The sequence below is a fragment of the Dyella sp. SG609 genome (genome assembly GCF_012275375.1).
In the GTDB taxonomy this organism is placed as follows: domain Bacteria; phylum Pseudomonadota; class Gammaproteobacteria; order Xanthomonadales; family Rhodanobacteraceae; genus Dyella_D; species Dyella_D marensis.
Window position 1 is genome coordinate 211,095 of record NZ_JAAZQJ010000002.1, and the last position, 19,666, is coordinate 230,760.

Below are 19,666 nucleotides of genomic sequence, written 5' to 3' on the forward strand. Positions count from 1 at the left end.
ACTCAGAAGTCGTAAACCCCCGTCACCATCGCCATCCGCCCCTGCCGCACCGGCACGAAGCTCTGGTCGGCATTGACCGCATACAAGGTGCGGTCGAACAGATTGCGCAAGCCCAGCGTCAAGCGCCAATCCCCACCGTAGTAGGTGACATTGGCATCCACGCTCGCCTGCCCCGGCAGATCGAAATAGCCGCCGCCCTGCAGGCGCCCCACGCTGCGGCTGCGCGCGGAAACGCCCGCCGCCACGCCCCACGAGCGCAGCGATTCGCGCTGGAAGCGGTAGTTGGCCCAGGCGCTGAGCAAGTGCCGCGGCGCCGCCACCGGTTGCGTGCCATCGTCGTTGCGGATGTGCGCATGGGTGTAATTGAGCACGCCTTCCAGTCCGCGCGTGATCTGGCCGGTGAACTCCACTTCCACGCCGTGGTTGGTCTGACCGGGTCCAGGCGTGGCGAAGTACGGCGGCTCCGGCGCGATGTAATCCACGCTGTGGTCCAGCGTGATGCGATACCAGGCCACGTTGAGCCGCGCGCGCTGCTGGAACAGGTCGATGCGCGTGCCCGCTTCCCATTGGCGCGATTTCGCCGGCGGCAGCGGCTGGCCGTCCTCGCCCAGCAGCGAATTGGCCTGGAAGCCGGAGGTGTGGTTGACGTACAGCGCCACTTCCGGCGTCGCTTTGAACAGCACGCCCGCCTTCGGCACCCACTGGTTCTTGCGCAGGCGGCGCGGGCTGCCGTCGGCCCAGGACGTGGACAGCTCGTACGAGGTGCGCCGCAGCGCCAGCAGCACGTCCCAGCGTTCGCCCAGCGCGAGCTGGTCCTGCAGGAACAGGCCGGTCTCGGTGGTCCAGTCGCCGCCGCCCAGGGCCTGCACGAAGGCCGCGTCGTCGGTGCTCACGCGCGCACTCGGCAGCGCCGCATTGGTGAACAGGTTGTAGGACTGCGAAGGGCCCACCTTCAGCGTGTCGCGCTGGCGGTCGCGGCCGGCCTTGGTGCGCGCGTAGTCGACGCCCAGCACCACGGTGTGGGTGATGTCGCCCTGCTCGAACACGCCGGTGAGGTCGTTCTGCAAGGTGTAGAACGCATCCGAGTAGCGGAACGTGCGCGCGGTGGCGTCGACGTCGCCGGTCAGATAGCCGTCCGTCAAGGACCAGCCCTGCCCGCTGGTGCGCTGCTTCACGTACTGGCCGCGGCTGCGGAAGGTCCAGTGGCTGTCCAGGCCCTGTTCCAGCGTGAACACGGCGCGGTTGGTGCGATAAGTCGAATGGTCGCCGGGGTTGCCGGTCAGGATGCCGTACGGCGACATCGCGGCCAGCGTATCGCCGAGCAGCACCGTGTGGTCCGGCCCCGGCACGCGGTTGGTGACCAGCTCGTAGCCCAGGGTGAAGCGCGTGGCATCGCGCTCCCAGCCCAGCGATGGCGCGAAGTACGCGCTGCGCTGGCCGCGATAGCCCTGCGCGCTGCGGTCGGCGTGGTTGCCGGCGGCGACCAGGCGGTAGGTCCAGCCGCCGCCGTTGCCGAGCGCGCCAGCCAGATCCACGCCCAGGCGCGCGCCGTCGTAACGCCCCAGCGACCAGCTGAGCTGGCGCACCGGGTCGCTCTGCGGCCGCTTCATCACCACGTTCACCAGGCCGCCGAAATTGTTGTTGACCGAGGCGTCGCCGAGGATCGCCTCCGGCCCTTTAAGCACTTCGATGCGCTCGATGCCGATCAGCGGCGGCAGGTCTTCGGTGCGCGCGACGCCGTTGGGCATGCCGTCGGTCATGCCGTTGCCGGCGTTGAAGCCGCGGATGCGGAACAGCGCGGGGCCGTCGAAGCCGTCCATGTACTGCACGCCGGCCACGTTGCGCACGGCGTCGGCCACGGTCACCGCCTGCTGCGTGTCCATCAGGTCGCGGGTGACCACGCTCACCGACTGCGGCACCTTCGCCAGCGGCGTATCGGTGCGCGTGGCCGCGCTGGTGGAGCCGGCGCGGTAGCCCACGTCGCCGATCAGGGTGCCCTGCACCTGGATCGCCGCCAGCGAGGCGACGATCGGCACGCTGGGCTTGGCCTCCAGCAGGCTGCTGCGGTAATAGCTGGCCGCCACCGGCATGGGGCGGCGCTTGACCACCACGGTGCCGGCGTCCACCGCCTCGTACTCCAGGCCGGTGCCGCGCAGCAGTTCGGCCATGCCCTGTTCCAGCGTGAGCGCGCCGGCGGCGCCTTCGCTGCGCAGGTCCATGATCGCCTGGCCCGCGGTCAGCACCTGCACATTGGCCTGCTTGCCGAACGCGATCAGCGCGCTGGACAGCGGCTGGGCGGGAATCGCGAAGTCCACCGTGACGCGCGTCGGCGCGGGCTCCGCCCAGGCGGCGGCGATGGCGAGCGACAGCGCGAAGCTGCCGCCGAACCATGAAAGCGCGCGCCGAACCATGCGGTGTTCAATCCCCCCGGACTGCGATGTCCTAAAGGCCGAAGTCTGGCATGGGACGCCACATACACCAAGGCCGCGATTGTGAAGAGCGGCCCTGCCTTGCACAGGGGCTGCGGGCGGGTAGCGGAGGCGCATCGTCGCAACCCTTCGCCGGCGGGGAGTTGGCAAAGGCGCGCTCGCGTTCCATCCAGACCAAAGGCACGAGGCGGACTGGCGCCGCCACTACCCGCCCGCAGCCCCCGTGGAGGGCGCTGCGTTCAATGCCGCTCCGCGCTCGACAGCACCACGTGGTCGCCGAACGCGCTCACCTGCACCGGGAAGACCCGCGGCAAGGCCTCTACCCAGCGGTCGATCGCATCCACCCGCACGGTGCCGGTGAAGGTCAGCGCGCCCACGCGCGGATCGGCGATCTGCACCGGCCGGCGGCTGTAGCGGTTGATGCTGGCCACCACCACGAACAGCGGCTCGTTGACGAATTCCAGGCGGCGGCCGCGCCACGCGGTGGCGTCGTCCACCGCGATCGGGCCGATGGAGATGCCGCCGTTACCGGCCTGGGGGTCGTACAGCACCTGCTGGCCGGCCCCGGCTTCGAGCGCGTCCTTACCGCCGGGCACGCTCACGCGCACGCGGCCCTCGGTCACCGCCACCGCGACGCGGTCGCCGGTGCGGCGCACGTTGAACGCGGTGCCCAGGTCGCGGATCAACAGCGGACCCGCCACCACCTCGAACGGCCGCTGCTCGTGCACCACGCTGAAGAAGGCCTCGCCCTCGCGCAGCTCGATCTTGCGCAGGTCGTCGGCATAGCGCGCGGTAATGGCGGAAGCGCCGCCCAGGGCCACGCGCGTGCCGTCCGGCAGGGCCAGGTCGCGGTTCTGTCCCACCGCGCTGGCGTAGGGCTGCGCCTGCGGGCGGTAGATGCGGTCGAGCATGCGCCCGCCGAGCACCGCCAGCAGCAGCGAGGCCGCCACCGCGCCGAGCCACAGCGGCCAGCGCACGCGGCGCTCGGCGGCGCCGGCGAATTCGGCCACGAAGGCCTCGCGCGCATGGCTGTCGGCCTGGCCCAGGCGCTGGCTCAGGCGGCTGACTTCCTCGAAGGCGCGGGCGTGGGTGTCGTCCTCTTCCATCCAGGCCAGCCATTGCTCGATGGTGGCGTCGGAGGGGGCCTCGGCACGCAGGCGCGTCCACCATTGCGCGGCCGCCTGCGTCACGCGATCGCCCGCGCCGGCAAAAGTCATGGCCATCATGGCGTCTCCGAGGGTTGGATGCGCGCGCGGCAATGGGCCAGCGCGTTGCTGACGTGGTAGCGCACCATGCGCTCGCTGAGTTTCATGGTCTGGGCGATGGCGCCGAAGTCGCGCCCCTCGATCACGTGCATCACAAAAGCCTTGCTGGTCTTGGCCGGCAGCTCGCGCAGCGCGGCGCGCACTTCGCGCCACTGCTGCAGCGCCGAGGCATGCTGTTCGGGGATGGGCTGGGCGAACCAGTCGTCGTCCGGCGCGTCGGCCGGGGCATTGGCGCGCACGGCGCGCATGCGCAGCCGGTCCACCGCCAGGTTGGCGGCGATGCGGAACAGCAGGGCGCGCGGCGCGGCGATGGGGTCGGCGTCCTTCATCGCCAGCATGCGCACGTACACCTCCTGGGCCACCTCCTGCGCATCCGAGCGCGAATTGAGGCGGGCGGCCAGGAAGGCGACCAGGGTGCGGTTGTGCTCGCGGAACAGCGCGGCGATCTGCGCGGCGCGGTCCTCCGTGCCGGCGGACACCTCCGGCGGGGCGGCGTGCGGGCCCGGGCTATCCATGCGGGGCGCGGCCGTGCTGAGTGGGTCTGGCATTCATCAAGGCGCGGAACGTAGGTATGGCGGTGGAGATGAGCCTAGACGTTCGGCCCGGAGATTTTTGAAATCCGGGCGCCAGAGGCACACCAGCGCATGGCGTAGGTTGGGGTGAGCGCAGCGAACCCCAACAAACCCGGCAGGTCCCGAACCGCGCCCTAGGCCCGACGCCGCGCCGCCCGCGTCTTCGCCGCCTTCTTCGCCGCAGCCGAGCGCTGCGCCGCACTCTTGGTCCGCGCGCCCTTCTTCGCCGCGGCAGAACGCGACGACGACGACCGCTTCGCCGCCGCCCGCTTGCCCTGCTTCGCCAGCGACTCGTGCGACGCGGCCGAGTGGCCTTCACGCTTCAGCGCCGTCTTGGTGGCGCGCGAACGCTTCGCCGAAGTCTTGTGCGGATGCTTCGCCGCACGCTCGTCCTGCGCGGCCTTCTTGCGCGTGGCCTTGCTCGCCGATTTTTTCGCCGGCACCTTCACGCCGGCCCGGCGCGCTTTCGACAGGCCGATGGCGATCGCCTGCTTGGCCGAGCGGGCACCGTGCTTGCCCTCGCGCACATGTTCGATCTCCTCGTGCACGTACTCGCCGGCCTGCGTGCTCGGCGCCTTGCCTTGGCGCTTGTCGCGTGCCGCGGCTTTGCGGGTCTTTGCTTCGGGCATGTCGTGATACTCCGCGATGGCTCAGGTATCGACGGGTGTAGGCCAGGCGCCGTCGATATCGAGTCGACAGCACGTCAAGCGGATGCCTGCATCTCACGCTCGTTCAGCCGCGCGGCACGCGCGCACGCATGAACAGCGCATGCGCCGTGCGTGTACTTCTTTCATGCTCGCGAAAAATTTGCGCGACGAAAACATCAAGCGTTGCAGGCTAAGCACGCCACGACGCCGATTGCGCACATGGCACGGATGTTGCGGCGACGAAAGCGCGCGAGGCCTGCAGGCCTGCGCGATCCCCCTTCGGCCACACACAGAGAGAAGCCCATGACTTCCAAAGAGACGACAGGACAAGCAGCGCCTCTTCGCGGTTTTGCGCGGATGGACCCCCAGCGTCAGCGCCAGGTGTCATCGCTGGGCGGACGCACCGCGCATGCCCGCGGCAGTGCCCACGAATTCACCAGCGAGGAAGCACGCCTCGCCGGCCACAAAGGGGGCAAGGCGGTCAGCGAGAACCGCGAACACATGGCGGCCATCGGCCGCATCGGCGGCCGCCGCCTGCGCGCGCAGCGGGAATCCCAGCCCTCCTGAGCGTCCATCGCACGCCCCGGCCATCCCCACCCCAGAAGGATCGGAGAGCGTCATGCCTAAACGCAGCCTGTTCCTCACGGCCCTGGCGTCGAGCCTCCTCGCGCTGGCCTGCCTTCCGGCGGCCAGCGCGAGCGAAGGCTCGCCCGCCGATCAGGCCTTTCTCACCCGCGCCGCCGCAGCCGGCAGCGCCGAAGTCGCCCTGGGGCAGCTGGCCCTGCAGAAAACCAGCTCGCCGCAGACCAGGCAGCTGGCCCAGCACATCGTGTCCGACCACACCAAGGCCAATGAACAGCTGGTCGCGCTCGCGCGCCAGAAGCAGATCACCGTCGCGCCCGAACCGGACGCGGCCGCCAAGCAGAAGCTGGACAAGCTGCAGAAACTAGACGGCGACGCCTTCGACCGCACCTACGCGCAGGACATGGTCAAGGACCACCAGCAGGCCATCGCCCTGTTCACCAAGGCGTCGGCCAGCGCCACCGACAACGACGTCAAGCAATTCGCCGCGCAGACCCTGCCGGTGCTGAAAGACCATCTGCAGATGGCGCAGCAGCTGCGCAGGGCCGGCCGCGACGAAATGCAGGGTCCGGCCACCCCGCGTTCGCCGATGCAGGAAATGCCTTCCTCGACGCAACCGCCGCCGAGTAGCGGACCGCCCAGCAATGGGCACTGATCCATCCCTCTTTTAGCCATCCATCCGACCGGCGCCTGCGCCGGTCCTGGAGAATGTCATGAAGCATCGCCACCCCTATCCTTCCGGGCCGCAACGCGGCGGCTACGGTGCGTATGACGAAACATGGCGCGGGCCCGGCAGCGGTCCGTGGCGGGAAGCCGGCGGGCGCGCCGAAGGCCGCGGCGATCCCCGCAACCCGCAAGGGCGCCGCGCCGGACCCGGCTATCGCGACCACGACCGCTACGGCCCCCACAGCGACTACCTCTCCGCCACCGCCGAAGGCTATGGCGACATCGACGAAGGCTATCTGCCGCCCGCCTGGGACGAGGCCGGCCCGCAGCACGGCGGCTACCGCAACACCTTCGCCAGCGACACCGGCGGCTACGGCAGCGATCGCCCCGCGGACTGGCGCGAACGTTGGCAAGACGAATATCCGCGCGGCTTCGCCGGCTATGGCACCGACCGCGCAGGCCGCCTGCAGGGACCGCACGGCGTGCGCCGCGACTATGGCGACGAAGGCGGACGGCAACGCTTCGGCCAGGGCTACGGTTCACCCTCCGGAGGCGCCTCGTGGGGCGGCCCGCACTGGGACAATCCCCAATACCGCGACTACCAGGCCGACTACGGCCGCCGCCAGTACGCGCGCAGCCCCACCGACTTCATGGACGAGCGCTACCCGTTCGGCCACGACTACGGCGCCGGCCCCAGCCACTATCGCCAGGCACCGAAGGGCTATCAGCGCTCGGACGAGCGCATCCGGGAAGACGTCTGCGAACGGTTGTCGGAAGACCCGCGGATCGATGCGCGCGAGCTCGAGGTGAGCGTGCAAGGCGGCGTGGTCACGCTCGAGGGCACGGTACCTTCGCGCCAGATGAAGCACCTTGCCGAGGACTGCGCGGACCGCAGCTTCGGAGTGAAGGACGTGGAGAACCGGGTGCGGGTGGAGCAGCGGGATCATCGGGATGAGGATCTGCGCAGTTCGACCGCCGGCGCCGGGACGTATACAGGGGCGGCGCAGAAACACTGAAGCCCGTCATTCCGGCGCAGGCCGGAATCCAGTAGCGAGAGCCTCTCATGGAGCTTGTGCATCCACGATGCGGCTTTTGGACGTCCGTACGAAAATCGTACGTTGCCGCTACTGGATTCCCGCCTGCGCCGGAATGGCGGTCGAAGGCATCCAGCCGCCCAGCACCACGCACCGGTCCGCCAAAGCCCGCACGCTGGCACGGTGCGAAATCACCAGCAGCATTGTCTGCGGCAACCGCCGCTTCAGCATCGCCAGCACGTCGATCTCCGCCGCCGCATCCAGGGCCCCGGTCGACTCGTCCAGAATCGCCAGGAACGGCCTGCGCAGCAGCAGCTGCGCCAGCAGCAGGCGCTGCAGCTCGCCGCCCGACAGCTGGCTGGAACGATCGCGCAGTGCGAGATCCAGGCCCTGTTCGCTCGCGCGCAGGCGCCGGTCCAGCCCGACGTCCGCCAGCACCTCGTGCATGCGCTGCTCGCTGGCTTGCGGATCGGCCCAGCGCAGGCATTCGCGCACCGTTGCCTGCCACGGCCGCACGTGCTGGCTGACGAAGGCCGCGTGCCGCGCATGGCGCCGGTAAGCATCGAAATCGAGCGTGCGGCCGCCGATCTTGGCGGCGAAATCGGCCGGCTCGATCAAGCCGGCCAGCACGTCGGCGAGGCTGCTCTTGCCTGCGCCCGAATCGCCGGCGATCAAGGTCAGCTCGCCCGGCACCAGCACGATGTCGCGCACTTCCGCGCCATGCAGCGCCACCGCCGAGCGCACGCGCTCGATGCGCAAGACGGCCCCTTCCGGAAACGCCCCAGGCGCACCCGCGACCACCGCATCGCCGGCCAGCCCCGCGTAGCGCCGCCACAGCTCGAAGGCCGGCACCGCCGAGCGCAGCTGGCGGAAACTCTGCCGCGTCGACACCAGATACGGCAGCAGCCGCCCCAGCAGCAGGCTTACCGCGATCAGCGAGGCGCGCGCATCGCCCTGCAGCCGGTGCGCCAGCATGAACATCGCGGCGATGCCGGCGGCAGCGAGCAGTTCCAGCCATAGCCTGCCGGAGGCCAGCATGTCCTGCTGATGCTCGTAGCCGCGCGCCAGTTCGCGCGAGACATCGCCATACGCCGCCTGCTCCACGCCCTCGCGGCCGAACGAACGGATATGGCGCAGGCGCCGCGGAAAATCCTCGCTCAGCCAGAACAGCCGGGTCAGGTCCGCCACGTACTTGCGGCTGACCCGCGCCTGCTCCTGCCCGCGCGAACGCGACACCAGCACGCCCAGCAAGGCCAGCAGCGGCACGGCCAGCATCAGCATCGGCGAGATCCAGAACGCGAACGCCAGGCTGATCGCGCAGGTCAGGCCGGCCACCCACAGCTGCAGCAGGCCGCTGAAGCCCTGCATCATGATCTCGATGTTGTAGGTGAGCACGTTGGCGATCTCGGCCGAGGTCGCATCGGCCAGCGCGGCCAGCGGCGCGTGGATCAGATGACCGTGCACGCGGCGGCGCAGATCCGCGCCGTAGTCGCCGGTCAGGCGCGCGGCCAGCAGGGACGACCACCAGCGCAACGCCGCCAAGGCAAATGCCGCGGCAACGAAAGCCCCCGCCTGCACATCCACGCCGCGATGCAGATAGAAGCCGCTTTCGGCCCCCGGCGCACCGAGGCTGACCAGCGGCACCAGCAGCACCGCGGCAAGACTGCCGGCGAGTGCGGACGCCACCGACAGCACCACGTAGAACGCCATCTGCCACGCGTGCCGGCGTTCCAGCGTGTCGGCGAATGCCGCGGGCAGCAGCCGGTCGGTGAAATTGCGCGCGCTCATCGTTCCAGCCACGCCGATAGGGCGGCCACCGCTTCCTCGGGATGCCGCGCGCGCGCCAGCCGATGCACGCCCAGCCGCACGCACTGGCGGCAGAACTCATCCCAGCCGGGCAGGCCTGCCGCATAGGGCTGATCCGCGGCCAGCCGCGCGATCGCTTCGCTGGGCGGCAGCGGCGTCAACAAGCGTTCGGCCGGCCGCGCCGAGACCAGCACCACGCCTTTGAGTTGCAATGGCTCCGGCGCCAATCGCCCATGGCCGCCGCGCAGATCGACTTCATATTTCTCCACGCCGCTGCGGCGGCGGATCGTCGGCGAACGGCGAATCCAGTCGCGCACGCCCGCGTCGTCGACGAAGCGAAACGCATCGTCCGTCACATGCAGATAATTGGCCACGCCCGTCGCCCGCAGATAGTCCGGATGCACGAACACCGCATCCTCGGCGAGGAAATCCAGGCCACCCAGCAGGCTGTGCAAGGCCAGCGTCGACTTGCCCGCCCCGCTCTCGCCCAGCAGCAGCACGCCCTGCCCATCGCGCCCGACGCAGGCGCCATGCAGCGGCACCAGCCCCTGCGCGCGCTGCGCCAGCACGAACACGGCGAATTCCAGCAGCTCGTAGCGCACGTGGTACGGATGGCGCGCCAGCATCGCCGGCGAAGCCACCACCAGCGCCTGCCGCCGCGCCGGCGCGATCGCGGCGTAATGCGCCGCATCCATCACGCCGCACAGCAGCCCCGCACCGGAGCGCATATGCACCGGCGGCGGCGCGTCCAGGCTGGCGGCATCGGCCGGCTCGGCCAGCCGCAGCTCGATATGCAGCGCAGGCGCTGCCGCCGGAAAGCGATGCGCCGGCAAGCCGCCATACGCCGCCTCGATCACCTCCAGCCAGGCCTCGTCGTCGGCCTCGAACCGCACGTCCGCGCCGAGCACACATGCATTCACGGCAAAACGCCGCGCCGTCCGTTCGCCGAACGGATCGATCGCGGCGTCGTCGACCGGCGCGGGGCGCGCGGCAAGGCCCAGGTTGGTCAAGCGAAGGACTCCGTCGGCGGGGCTGTGGTCCGCGTCTGGCGTGAGTGCCGCCGCGGCGCCGGAAAGTTGCCTTGTCGCGCGCCACGCCCGGCTGCGGGCGCCGCTCGCAACCGAACCCGCGCGGCGCGGCACTCACGCCCAGCGACAACGGAACACCGCGCCCGCGCGGCACGCTCCCGGCGATCACAAGGCCCCACTCCATGCTCAGAATCCAGGTCAGCCACTCCTACTTCCTGCGCTACGACCGCAAGCAGTGGGAACGCGGCAAGCCCTACCCGCCCCTGGCCACCCTGCAGGTGGCTTCCCTGCTGTGGGACCTGGGCCACGAGGTGAGCCTGTTCGACGCCATGCTGGCCGAAGGCGTGGAGGACTACGCCGGCTCGCTCGCCGCCGCGGCGCCGGACGTGGTGGTCATCTACGAGGACAACTTCAATTACCTCACCAAGATGTGCCTGAACCGGATGCGCGAAGCGGCCTGCCAGATGATCGGCGAGGCGCGCGCGCACGGTGCGCGCGTGATCGTCGCCGGCTCCGATGCTTCGGACCACCCGGAAGCGTTTCTCGCCGCCGGCGCCGAGGCGGTGCTGGTGGGCGAAGGCATCGCCGCGCTGCTCGACCTGATCGGCCGGCTCAACGACGACCTGCGGATGGATATCGCGCCGTGGACCGCGGACCTCGCCGGCGTGGCCACGCTGTCGCAGGGCCAGCAGCGCCTGACCCGCATCGGCGCGCAGCCGCCGGATCCGCGCCTGGGCGGGCATCCGGCCTGGGACCTGGTGGACATCGAGCGCTATCGCACGCTGTGGCAGGAGCGGCACGGCTATTTCAGCCTGAACATGGCCGCTTCGCGCGGCTGCCCGTTCCGCTGCCACTGGTGCGCCAAGCCGATCTGGGGCAACCACTACAAGCAGCGCGGCCCGCGCGACGTCGCCGAGGAAATGATCTACCTCAAGCGCGCCTACGCGCCGGACCATATCTGGATGGCGGACGACATCTTCGGCTTCCACGTCGACTGGGTCACCCAGTTCGCCGAGCATCTGCGGGACGCGGACGGCTCGGTGCCGTTCACCATCCAGACCCGCGCGGACCTGTCCAGCGACCGCATGGTCGCGGCGCTGGCGCAGGCCGGCTGCGCCGAGGCGTGGATCGGCGCCGAAAGCGGCAGCCAGGCGGTGCTCGACCGCATGAACAAGGGCACCACGATCGCCGAGCTGCACAGTGCGCGCGACCGCTTCCGCCAGTACGGCATCCGCGTGGGCTTCTTCGTGCAGCTGGGCTATCTGGGCGAGCAATTGGAAGACTTGAAAGCGACGCGCGCGCTGATCGAACGCGCCGCGCCGGACGATATCGGCGTGAGCGTGTCGTACCCGCTGCCGGGCACCAAGTTCTACGAGCAGGTGAAGGCGCAGCTTGGGCGCAAGACGCATTGGCAGGACAGCGGCGACCTCGCCATGATGTTCCGCGGCGCCTACGACTCGGAGTTCTATCGGCGCGTGCGCGACCTGCTGCACGAACAGGTGGTGCTGCAGAAGGCGCAGCCGCGCAACCATCCCTCGCAGGACGCGCGGGCGCTGGCCGGACTCGACGCACGCTGGGACGCGCTGATGGCCGAGGAACGCCAGTACCGCCGCGCCGACGCCACGCCCGCGCACGACCTGGCCCTGCCCGCCGGCCGCACGGCCAGCGCCTGAAATGCCCGTGCTCGCCTTCCCCGCCGGACGCCTCCGCACGCCCAGGCCCGCGCCGCTGCCTCCGCTGAAGCAGGTGCGCGCCGGCCTGCGCCGCGCCACCGAGGCCTTGGCCGAGGAACTGGCCCTGGTGCGCCCCGGCGGCGTGCTGCCGGCGTGGAGCGAACTGGAATGGCGGCTCGCCACCGCAGCTGCCGTCGCGCACGGCGTGGCGCCGCTGCTGCATCGCTTCTCGACATGGCAGCGGGTGGAGTGGCGCCGTTTTCTGGACCGCCAGCGCCAGCACGTGGCGCAGCGCCATGTACGCATCGAAGCGCTGCTGCGGCGCATCGATGCTTCTTTCCGCGCCGCCGGCGTGCCTGTCCTCGCTCTCAAGGGGGCGGCCCTGCACGGTCTCGGGCTGTATGCGCCGGGTGACCGCCCGATGGCCGACATCGACCTGCTGGTGCGCGCCGGCGACGCGGACCGGGCGGCGGCACTGCTGTGCGGGCTGGGCTACACGGAAGCCTTCGCGCAGTGGAAGCACCGCGCGTTCAAGCCCGCCGCGGGCGGCGCGGTGGCGGGGCTGGGCGAGCATCGCGACACCGCGGTGAATATCGAGCTGCATACGCGTATCCACGAGCGGCTGCCGGCCTCGATCGTGGACATCACGCCGATGGTGTTTCCGCCGGGTCCGCGGCCGGGACTGAATCCTTATCCATCGAACGGCGCGCTGATGGCGCATCTGCTGCTGCATGCGGCCGGCAATATCTGCAGCCGCACCTTGCGCCTGCTGCACCTCAACGACATCTCGCTGCTCGCCACGCGGATGACGCTGGCGGACTGGGAAGTGCTGTGGTCCGCCGGCAACCCTTGGTGGGCCTTGCCACCGCTGCGGCTGGTGGCGCGCTATTACCGCAATGCGGTGCCGGCGGCGGTGCTGGCGCGTCTGCGGCGCGGCTGTCCGCCATGGCTGCGCGCCGCGGCGAAGCGGCAGACGCTGACGCGGGTGTCATGTTCGGACCTGTGGCTGCAGGCCTTGCCCGGGATCGAGTGGTCGCGCACGCCGGGCGAAGCGCTGCGCTATCTGCGGCATCGCTTCGTGCCGGACGAGGAGAGCCGGCAGGAGCGGCAGGATATGGCGCGGACGCAGTTGTGGCTGCAGGGACAGGCGTGGGTGACGCGTTCGCAGGCGCGGCGCTTGCTGCGGCGGCTGGCGGGGTCGGTGCCGCGGATGGATACGTTGTATGTGGTGCGCGCCGCGCTTGAGGCGCAGGAGTGAAACGCAAAGCGCAAGATGAAACTCGCCCCACCTATCTGCCCCCTCTCCCCTCCGGGGAGAGGGTCGGGGTGAGGGGCCGGGCGGAGCGATGAGCTGACGGTCATCTCGAGCTCGAGAGCTTTTCTTCGCTCCGTAGCAGCGCTGCCGCGAGCACCCGCCCCTCATCTGCCTGCCGGCATCTTCTCCCCGGAGGGGCGAAGAGTTCGATTAGGTGGGCTTCAACAAGCTTCGATACAAAGCCTCGAACCGCTCCGCCGTATAAACCGCATCCTCATCCACCGCCCGCCGCTGTGCCTCGTGCGCCAGCCGCAGGCGCAGTTCCTCATCCTCCAGCACCTGCCGCACCGCGCCGGCCAGCGCCGCATGATCCCCCACCGGCACCGCCAGCGCCGCCGCCGGCGACCACTCGGCCAGGTGGCCCACTGCCGTCCCCACCGTCGGCACGCCGGCCACCGCCGCCTCCAGCAACACCAGCGGCCCGGCCTCGTGCAGCGACGACATCACCAGCAGGTCGGCCGCTTCCATCAACGGCCGCAGTTCGCGCTGCGTCTTGAAGCCGAGAAAGCGCACCTGCGCGTCCAGATCGAGTGCGTGCCGGAGCCGCTGCATCTCGCCATCGAGCGTATCGACGCCGACGATGTCCATCTGGAATGCCACGCCTTGCGCGGCGAGCGCGGCCAAGGCACGCAGCGAGGTCGGCTGATCCTTCACCCGGTTGAGGCTCGCCACATGCAGCAGCCGCGCCGGCCCCGAGGCTCGCCGCCGCGGCGGCAACGGCGGCCACGCCGCCAAATCCACACCCAGCGGCAAACGCTGCGCCTCGATACCCAAAGCCTGCAGCGATGCCAGGATGGGCGCACTCGCCGCCGTCACCGCCGCCGCGGCGCGCAAGGTCACCGCCTCGCGCGCGCGGCTCACCCATCGCTGCCGCCCGCCATAACGGATCGCGGGCAAGGCGATCAATTCGCCACCGGCGATATGCACCAGGCCAGGGCGGCGCATCAGCTTCGCCGCCGCGATCGCCACCAGGCTGCAGGTGCCGGAGAAAATCGCCTGCACCGCATCGAAGGCCCCGCGCTGGTGCTCGGCCAGGATCGCCGCGATCGCCCGCAAACGCTGCCTGCCATCGCCGATGTTGTGGACCGTCGCACCACGCAGCATCCATGTCGCAGGCTTAGGCTCCTGCCGCAGCACGAACACATGCACCTCATGCCGCCGCGCCAGCTGCCCGATCAAGGCCAGAAACGCCGGAATCACCCGCTCCTCGCCGCCGCGGTCCACGCCGCCCGGCAAGACCAGCGCGAGCTTCATGCCGCCTCCCACGCCGCCGCGCGGGGGCGCCCGGCCAGCAAGGCGGCATAAGCCTCGGCCCAGCGCCGCCCCACCGCCGCGAACGACAGCTCGGCGTCGAAATGCGCGCGCACCTCGGCGCGCGTGGGGCCGGCCGCGGCCATCGCCACCAGCGCATCCGCCAGGCGTCCGGTATCGCCGCAAGGCCACAGGCGGCCGAGGCGGCCATCGCCGGTCAAGGCGCGGAACGAAGGAATATCGGTCAGCACCGGCACCGCGCCGCAGGCCATCGCCTCCAGCGCCGCGTAGCCGCAGCTTTCCGCGCGCGAGCCGGCGACGAAGATATCCGCCGCGCGCTGCAGCAGCTCGACCTTCTCGTGCGGCACCCGCCCCAGCAGATGCACGCGCCCGGCCAGCCAGGGATCGCGCGCGATGCGCGCCTGCACGGCCTCCCGCATCGGCGCGTTGCCGTAGGCGCACCACAGTTGCAGATCCGGCAGGCGCCGCGCGGCCAGCGCCACGCCGTCGAGTACCGCCAGGGGATCCTTGCCCGCCGCCAGATGCCCCACCCACAGCACGCAGGGATAGCCATGCAGGCCCGTGGCGTAGCGTGCCTGGGCGCGGTCGCCCGGCGTGAAGCGGCAACTGGATTCGGGGATCGCGAACACCCGTGTTCCGGGCCGGAAAAGCTTTGCCTCGACAAACGGCGCCGCCAGCGCCGGCGCGGTAAACGCCACGCCGGCGGCCGCCGCATACCAGCGCCGCCACGGCGCGCGCCGCCACCAGCCGGGCGGACGGTTGGCATGGTCCTGCAGCAGGATCGGCAGCCACGGCAGCCGCTTCGACAAGGCATGCGCCTGCGGCGCGAAATCCAGGCCGTGCACGTGCGCCAGTCCGGCGCCGGCACCCACCAGCGCAGCGGCAAGACGCCGCGGACCGTCCTTGCCGTCCAGCGGCAGAAAGCGGTACTCGACGCCTGCGCGCACGAATGCCGCCTCGCGTGCCGCATTCTGGATCACCGACACGCGCACGCCCGCCGAAGCCACCGCATCGGCGACATCCGCCAGCGTGTGCCAATGCACCGGCAGGTCGCCGGGTTCGATCTGCGGCGGCGCCGGCACCAGGTTGAGCTGGGCGATATGCACGCGGGGCCTACAGGCTCGACACCTGCGGCAGGCGCAGCTTCACCCAGCGGTTGGCCAGGTTCAGTTCCCACGGCTGGTCGTAGCGGCGATAGCGGTAGCGCCACGAGGCCATGGTGCGCAGGCCGTGTTTCGCCCAGCGCGGCGTGCGCATGTCCTGCACGGTGGGATAGCGGCAGCGCAGCACGGTAACGAAATCGTGGATGCGCTTGCGCATCTTGTCGGTCAGCCAGGGCGCATCGGCGTGGCAGGCATAGTCCACCCACTGCGGCTGCGCCCATTCTTCCGGCGTCGAGGGGAACACCACCGGCTCGCCGTTGAGATCCAGCAGCGGCATCGAGGCGCGCTTGCCGCGGTCGCTCTCGTGCTTGGCGCTTTCGGGCAGCGGCGTATAGACGTAGACGATGATTTCCGAGGCGGGGTTGATCCGCTTCAGCTCGCGGATGAACTCGAAGGTGTGCTCGGTTTCTTCTTCGGTATCCACCGGCGGCGCCACCATGAAGGAGAGCTCCGGAATCACCCCGTTGCGCCGGCACAGCTCGGCCACTTCCAGCGTCTGGTCCGGCCGCGTGCCCTTGCGGATTTCCTTGAGCATCTTGCCGCTGGGCGATTCGGCGCCGATATAGGCCATCTTCAGGCGGCTCTTGCGCACCAGCTTCCAGGTGCTCTCGGAAAGATTCAGCAGCGCATCGGCGCGCGCATAGCACCACCACGGCATTTCCAGCTTCGCCATCACTTCCAGCAGCGGGATCATCTCCACTTCGCGGTCGAAGAAGTTGTGGTCGAAGAACTGCACGGAATCGGCGCCAAGCTCGTACTTCAGATACTTCAGATCGCGCTCCAGCCGCTGCACCGCCGGCAGCGCGGTGGCGCCGCCGAACATGGCGTTGACGCCGCAGAAGGTGCAGCGGAAGCGGCAGCCCAGCGCGGCCTGGTGGCCGGCGGTGCGGCGGCCGAGGAAGGTGCGGGCCAGGTACTGCCGCGGATCGCCGAGCTTGTCGTACGGCAACTGCACCGAGGGATCGCCGGGCACGAAGTGGCGGTTCGGGTTGTGCACGTGCTCGTCGCCGCGCTTCCACGACAAGCCGGCCACCTTGGCCACCTCGCCCTGCCCGCCCAGCGCCGCGACCAGCTCGGCCATGGTCTGCTCGCCCTGCGCACGGATCGCGTAATCCACGTAAGGCGCGGCCAGCGCGGTATCGGTGTACAGCGTGGGGAAATAGCCGCCCCATACGATCGGCACCTGCGGGTGGCGCTCGCGGATCGCCTTGGAAAGCTCGATCGACGGCGCCAGCTGCGGCCCGCCCATCACGCTCAGGCCCACCGCGTCCACGCCGCCCCGGTCCAGCGCCTGCAAGGTGGTACGGATGAAATCGCGGTCGACATTGCCGTCGACGATGCGGCTGCTGCCGCGCCGGTCCAGCGCGGCGGCCAGGTTCAGCAGGGCCAGCGGAAAGCGTGCGCTGGAGCGCGCGGTAATGGTCGGGTTGATCAGCAGGGTATGGGGCATGGCAGTCGTCACCCGTGCCGGCGCAGGCGGAACACCAGCGCCACCGGCACGTCCAGGGCGATGGGATCGAAACGCGCGTTGGCGGGAATATCGGCGGGATCGAGCATGGGTTCGCGCACCTCCTCGATCGCCAGGTCCAGCGCCGCGCAGGCGCGGTGCCAGTGGCTGTACAGATGCGGCGTGTGCCGTACGGCGTAGCGTTCGCCGCCGGCCTTGAAGTCGCGCAGCCAGCCCAGCGCATGGCCGGTGGGATGGAAATCGCTGCACAGCAGGCTGCCGCCGGGTTTCGTCGCGCGGCGCAGTTCGGCCAGCGCGCGCGGCAGGTCGTCGATATGGCCGAGCACCAGGCCGCTGATGGTGAGGTCGGCGCGGGCATCCTCCACCGGCAGCTCCACCACGCTGCCGCGCAGCAGGGTCAGTTCGGTATCCGGACGCAGATCGGCCAGCTCGCCGTAGGCGCGTTCGAGCATCGGCAAGGAGAGATCCACGCCGGTCAGGCGCGTGGCGCCGCGGTGCGCGGCATGGCGCAGATAGCGGCCGCTGCCGCAGCCGGCATCCAGCACCGCCTGCTCGCGCAGGTCGGTGGGCAGCAGCGCGAGCATGGCGCGCTCCTCGGCCTGCATCACCGGGTTGTGCGCAAAGGCCGGGTAACTGGCGGCCCATAGCGCGTACGCGGCTTCGGGTTCGAGGATGAGGGGGCGGGTCATGCCTGCGCTCCCGCCAGCAACGAAGCCGCGCCGGCTGCGGCGAACGCCAGTCCTGGCTCCAGTGCCAGCAGCGCCGGATCCGCCAGTTCCTTCGCCAGCAGCTTGGGCCGGCCGTCGAGCATCACCGGCACCGCCTCCACGCCCGCTGCGTCGAACCAGCCGGCGAAATCCGGATCGGCGATGCGCGGCACGCCGCCGCGCACCACCGCGCGCAAGTCGGCGCGGCTGAGACCGACCAGGCTGTCGGCCACTGCGCCGCCCGCATCGGCCACGATCACCATGTCGGCGGGCGCACCGGGAACGAGGCGCCCATGTTCAGGCATGCGCAGCACATCGGCGCCCTGATGCGTGGCCATCGCCAGCAGTGCGTTGCTGTGCAGGCCGCCCACCACCGCGGCCACGCAGAGTTCTTCGAGCAGGTCGCGCGCGCCGCTCAGGCGCGAATCGCTGCCCAGCGCAAGGCGGCCGGCCGCCTGCAGCTTGCGCGGATCGAGCGTGCGGCCGAGCAAGGTGAGATTGCTGGCCGGACACCACACCACCGCGGCGCCGCTGGCGATCACCTTGGCGATGTCCTGCTCGCCGAGGCCGACGCCATGCGCCAGCACGGTGCGTGCATCGAGGCAACCCAGTTGCTCGAGTTGTGCGAGCTCGGCCCGCGCTACATCGTCCGTGCCTTCGGCCAGATGGATCAGCCACGGCGAACCGGCCGGCGTGGCATCGAAGCTCTCGCGCACCGGCGGGCCGTAAGCCCAGCCCAGCGCATAGGCCCAGCCATGGCCGCGCAACAGCGCCACCGGGAAATCCGGCGCATCCAGTGCTTCGTGCCAGGGATCGTGGTGCGCCACGCAGGTCACGCCGGCCAGCAGGTTCTTCAGTGCGCCGTGGCGCAGGCGCAGGTCCTTCGGCAACTGCAGCGCGGCCGCCACTTCCGGCGCGCGGAAATGCGCCTGGAACGCTTCGATCCAGGCGTAGCTGTTGGGAAACGGCTGTCGCCGCGGCAACGGCGGCACGGCATTGACGTGCAGATGCTCGTGCGCGTTGACCAGCCCCGGGAACACCATGTGTCCGCGCAGGTCGAGCGAAAAGCCGCGCACCGGTTGCGCTTCGGCCACGCGCCCGTCGCGGATCGCCAGCGGCAGGCGCGAGGTACCGTCCTCGCTCACCACCGTCCCGCCGTGCAGGATCGCGTCCACGCTCAGCGCCGGCGCATCACGATCAGGAAGTGATCGCCCATGTCGCGCAGCAGCGGCGCCGCGCCCCAGCGATCGTCGAGCAGGCCCAGCCGCTCGTAGCGCGCCGGGTGGCGCCGGTAGCGGTCCACCAGGTACGGCGGCGGCATGAACAGGCTCAGCGCGCGATAGCCCTCCAGCGCGAAACCTTCGGCAAAGCTGCGGTAGAACTCGCGCGGCAGGTAATAGCGGGTCCAGATGGTGTGGTAGTTCATGCCCACCGCGGTGGCGCCGCGCGCGGCGCGCACGGCCGCGCGGCGGAAGCGGCCGCGCCGCACGTAGTGCGCGATCTCCCACGGGCAGATCCGGCCGATCACCGAGAACACCAGATAACCGCCGGGGCGCACCAGGCGCGCGCATTCGGCGGCAACCGCGGGCAGGTCCAGCGCGCAGTTGAGCGGACCGAAGTTGGAATACATCCCGTCGAACGGGCCTTCGAACAGATCGCCGGTACCGCTGCCGATGCGCGCCAGCTCCTGCACCCCGATATGCGCGGCGCGCACGTCGCCTTCCATGCCCGCGGCGGCGGCGCGGTCGCGCGTACGCTCGACCATGCGCGGCGACCAGTCGGTGGCCAGCACGCGGAAACCGCGCTGGCCGAATTCCACCGCATCGATGCCGGTGCCGCAGCCCAGGTCCACCAGCCGCGAGCCCGGCGCGAACAGGCGCTGCACGGTGTCCCACAGGGTCAGCCGCATGCGCTGGATCAATTCGTTGTTGCCGCGCGGGCCGTCGTAGTCGGCGGCCACGCTGTCGAACGCGCGCTGGGTGTCGAGCAGGCGCGCGTGGTCGAGGGCGGCCGGTTCCAGTTCGTGCGGACTGCTCATT

17 protein-coding genes are annotated in these 19,666 nt (G+C 70.4%); 5 read left to right on the top strand and 12 right to left on the bottom strand.

The annotated features are described in order from the left end of the window. Positions 1 to 2 precede the first annotated feature (2 nt). The 4 genes from FHW85_RS04245 to FHW85_RS04260 all read right to left on the bottom strand — a co-directional run bounded on the left by FHW85_RS04245 (position 3) and on the right by FHW85_RS04260 (position 4,895). Complete coding sequence (locus FHW85_RS04245; RefSeq protein ID WP_168647463.1) at positions 3 to 2,411, bottom strand: TonB-dependent receptor; 2,409 nt, start codon at positions 2,409 to 2,411, stop codon at positions 3 to 5. 257 nt (positions 2,412 to 2,668) lie between these two features. Next, complete coding sequence (locus FHW85_RS04250) at positions 2,669 to 3,655, bottom strand: FecR domain-containing protein (protein WP_246866653.1); 987 nt, start codon at positions 3,653 to 3,655, stop codon at positions 2,669 to 2,671. Next, a complete protein-coding gene (locus FHW85_RS04255) occupies positions 3,652 to 4,209 on the bottom strand; it encodes a sigma-70 family RNA polymerase sigma factor (RefSeq protein WP_168647464.1) in 558 nt (185 codons plus the stop codon). The genes FHW85_RS04250 and FHW85_RS04255 overlap by 4 nt, the downstream gene beginning before the upstream one ends. A 191-nt stretch (positions 4,210 to 4,400) precedes the next feature. After that, a complete protein-coding gene (locus FHW85_RS04260) occupies positions 4,401 to 4,895 on the bottom strand; it encodes a DUF6496 domain-containing protein (RefSeq protein WP_167257374.1) in 495 nt (164 codons plus the stop codon). A 321-nt stretch (positions 4,896 to 5,216) separates the two neighbouring features. On the opposite strand from FHW85_RS04260, the gene FHW85_RS04265 reads away from it, so the two are divergent. The 3 genes from FHW85_RS04265 to FHW85_RS22170 are packed head-to-tail and all read left to right on the top strand — an operon-like array spanning position 5,217 to position 7,177. After that, positions 5,217 to 5,480 carry a stress-induced protein gene (locus tag FHW85_RS04265; protein WP_167257375.1) on the top strand — a complete coding sequence of 88 codons (264 nt, stop codon included), beginning with the start codon at positions 5,217 to 5,219 and terminating at the stop codon, positions 5,478 to 5,480. A 52-nt stretch (positions 5,481 to 5,532) separates the two neighbouring features. Beyond that, a complete protein-coding gene (locus FHW85_RS04270; RefSeq protein ID WP_168647465.1) occupies positions 5,533 to 6,150 on the top strand; it encodes a DUF4142 domain-containing protein in 618 nt (205 codons plus the stop codon). A gap of 58 nt (positions 6,151 to 6,208) precedes the next feature. Next, positions 6,209 to 7,177 (top strand): BON domain-containing protein, encoded by a 969-nt coding sequence (locus FHW85_RS22170; protein ID WP_210427706.1) that lies wholly within the window; start codon positions 6,209 to 6,211, stop codon positions 7,175 to 7,177. Between the two features lie 108 nt (positions 7,178 to 7,285). Here FHW85_RS22170 and FHW85_RS04280 read toward each other — a convergent pair whose 3' ends face one another. Both FHW85_RS04280 and FHW85_RS04285 read right to left on the bottom strand, forming a co-directional pair. Beyond that, positions 7,286 to 8,983, bottom strand: coding sequence for an ABC transporter ATP-binding protein (locus FHW85_RS04280; RefSeq protein ID WP_168647466.1), 1,698 nt, complete (start codon positions 8,981 to 8,983; stop codon positions 7,286 to 7,288). Next, positions 8,980 to 10,011, bottom strand: a complete 1,032-nt coding sequence (locus tag FHW85_RS04285; RefSeq protein ID WP_246866654.1) for a serine kinase — start codon at positions 10,009 to 10,011, stop codon at positions 8,980 to 8,982. The genes FHW85_RS04280 and FHW85_RS04285 overlap by 4 nt, the downstream gene beginning before the upstream one ends. A 200-nt stretch (positions 10,012 to 10,211) precedes the next feature. Between FHW85_RS04285 and FHW85_RS04290 the strand changes: the two genes are divergently transcribed. Continuing rightward, positions 10,212 to 11,702 carry a radical SAM protein gene (locus FHW85_RS04290; protein ID WP_168647467.1) on the top strand — a complete coding sequence of 497 codons (1,491 nt, stop codon included), beginning with the start codon at positions 10,212 to 10,214 and terminating at the stop codon, positions 11,700 to 11,702. A 7-nt stretch (positions 11,703 to 11,709) separates the two neighbouring features. Then, positions 11,710 to 12,960 (top strand): nucleotidyltransferase family protein, encoded by a 1,251-nt coding sequence (locus FHW85_RS04295; RefSeq protein WP_343203669.1) that lies wholly within the window; start codon positions 11,710 to 11,712, stop codon positions 12,958 to 12,960. A gap of 207 nt (positions 12,961 to 13,167) precedes the next feature. Here FHW85_RS04295 and FHW85_RS04300 read toward each other — a convergent pair whose 3' ends face one another. The 6 genes from FHW85_RS04300 to FHW85_RS04325 are packed head-to-tail and all read right to left on the bottom strand — an operon-like array spanning position 13,168 to position 19,665. Further along, on the bottom strand, positions 13,168 to 14,271 hold the full coding sequence (locus FHW85_RS04300) for a glycosyltransferase family 4 protein (RefSeq protein WP_168647469.1): 1,104 nt from the start codon (positions 14,269 to 14,271) through the stop codon (positions 13,168 to 13,170). Next, positions 14,268 to 15,395, bottom strand: coding sequence for a glycosyltransferase (locus FHW85_RS04305; RefSeq protein WP_168647470.1), 1,128 nt, complete (start codon positions 15,393 to 15,395; stop codon positions 14,268 to 14,270). The genes FHW85_RS04300 and FHW85_RS04305 overlap by 4 nt, the downstream gene beginning before the upstream one ends. Before the next feature lie 7 nt (positions 15,396 to 15,402). Continuing rightward, the gene (locus FHW85_RS04310; RefSeq protein ID WP_168647471.1) at positions 15,403 to 16,902 is read right to left on the bottom strand and encodes a radical SAM protein; all 1,500 of its coding nucleotides are present in this window, start codon (positions 16,900 to 16,902) and stop codon (positions 15,403 to 15,405) included. Between the two features lie 8 nt (positions 16,903 to 16,910). Then, a complete protein-coding gene (locus tag FHW85_RS04315) occupies positions 16,911 to 17,609 on the bottom strand; it encodes a class I SAM-dependent methyltransferase (RefSeq protein WP_168647472.1) in 699 nt (232 codons plus the stop codon). Then, positions 17,606 to 18,802 carry an amidohydrolase family protein gene (locus FHW85_RS04320; RefSeq protein ID WP_343203670.1) on the bottom strand — a complete coding sequence of 399 codons (1,197 nt, stop codon included), beginning with the start codon at positions 18,800 to 18,802 and terminating at the stop codon, positions 17,606 to 17,608. The genes FHW85_RS04315 and FHW85_RS04320 overlap by 4 nt, the downstream gene beginning before the upstream one ends. 2 nt (positions 18,803 to 18,804) lie before the next feature. Next, positions 18,805 to 19,665 (bottom strand): class I SAM-dependent methyltransferase, encoded by an 861-nt coding sequence (locus tag FHW85_RS04325; RefSeq protein WP_167257384.1) that lies wholly within the window; start codon positions 19,663 to 19,665, stop codon positions 18,805 to 18,807. Position 19,666 lies beyond the last annotated feature (1 nt).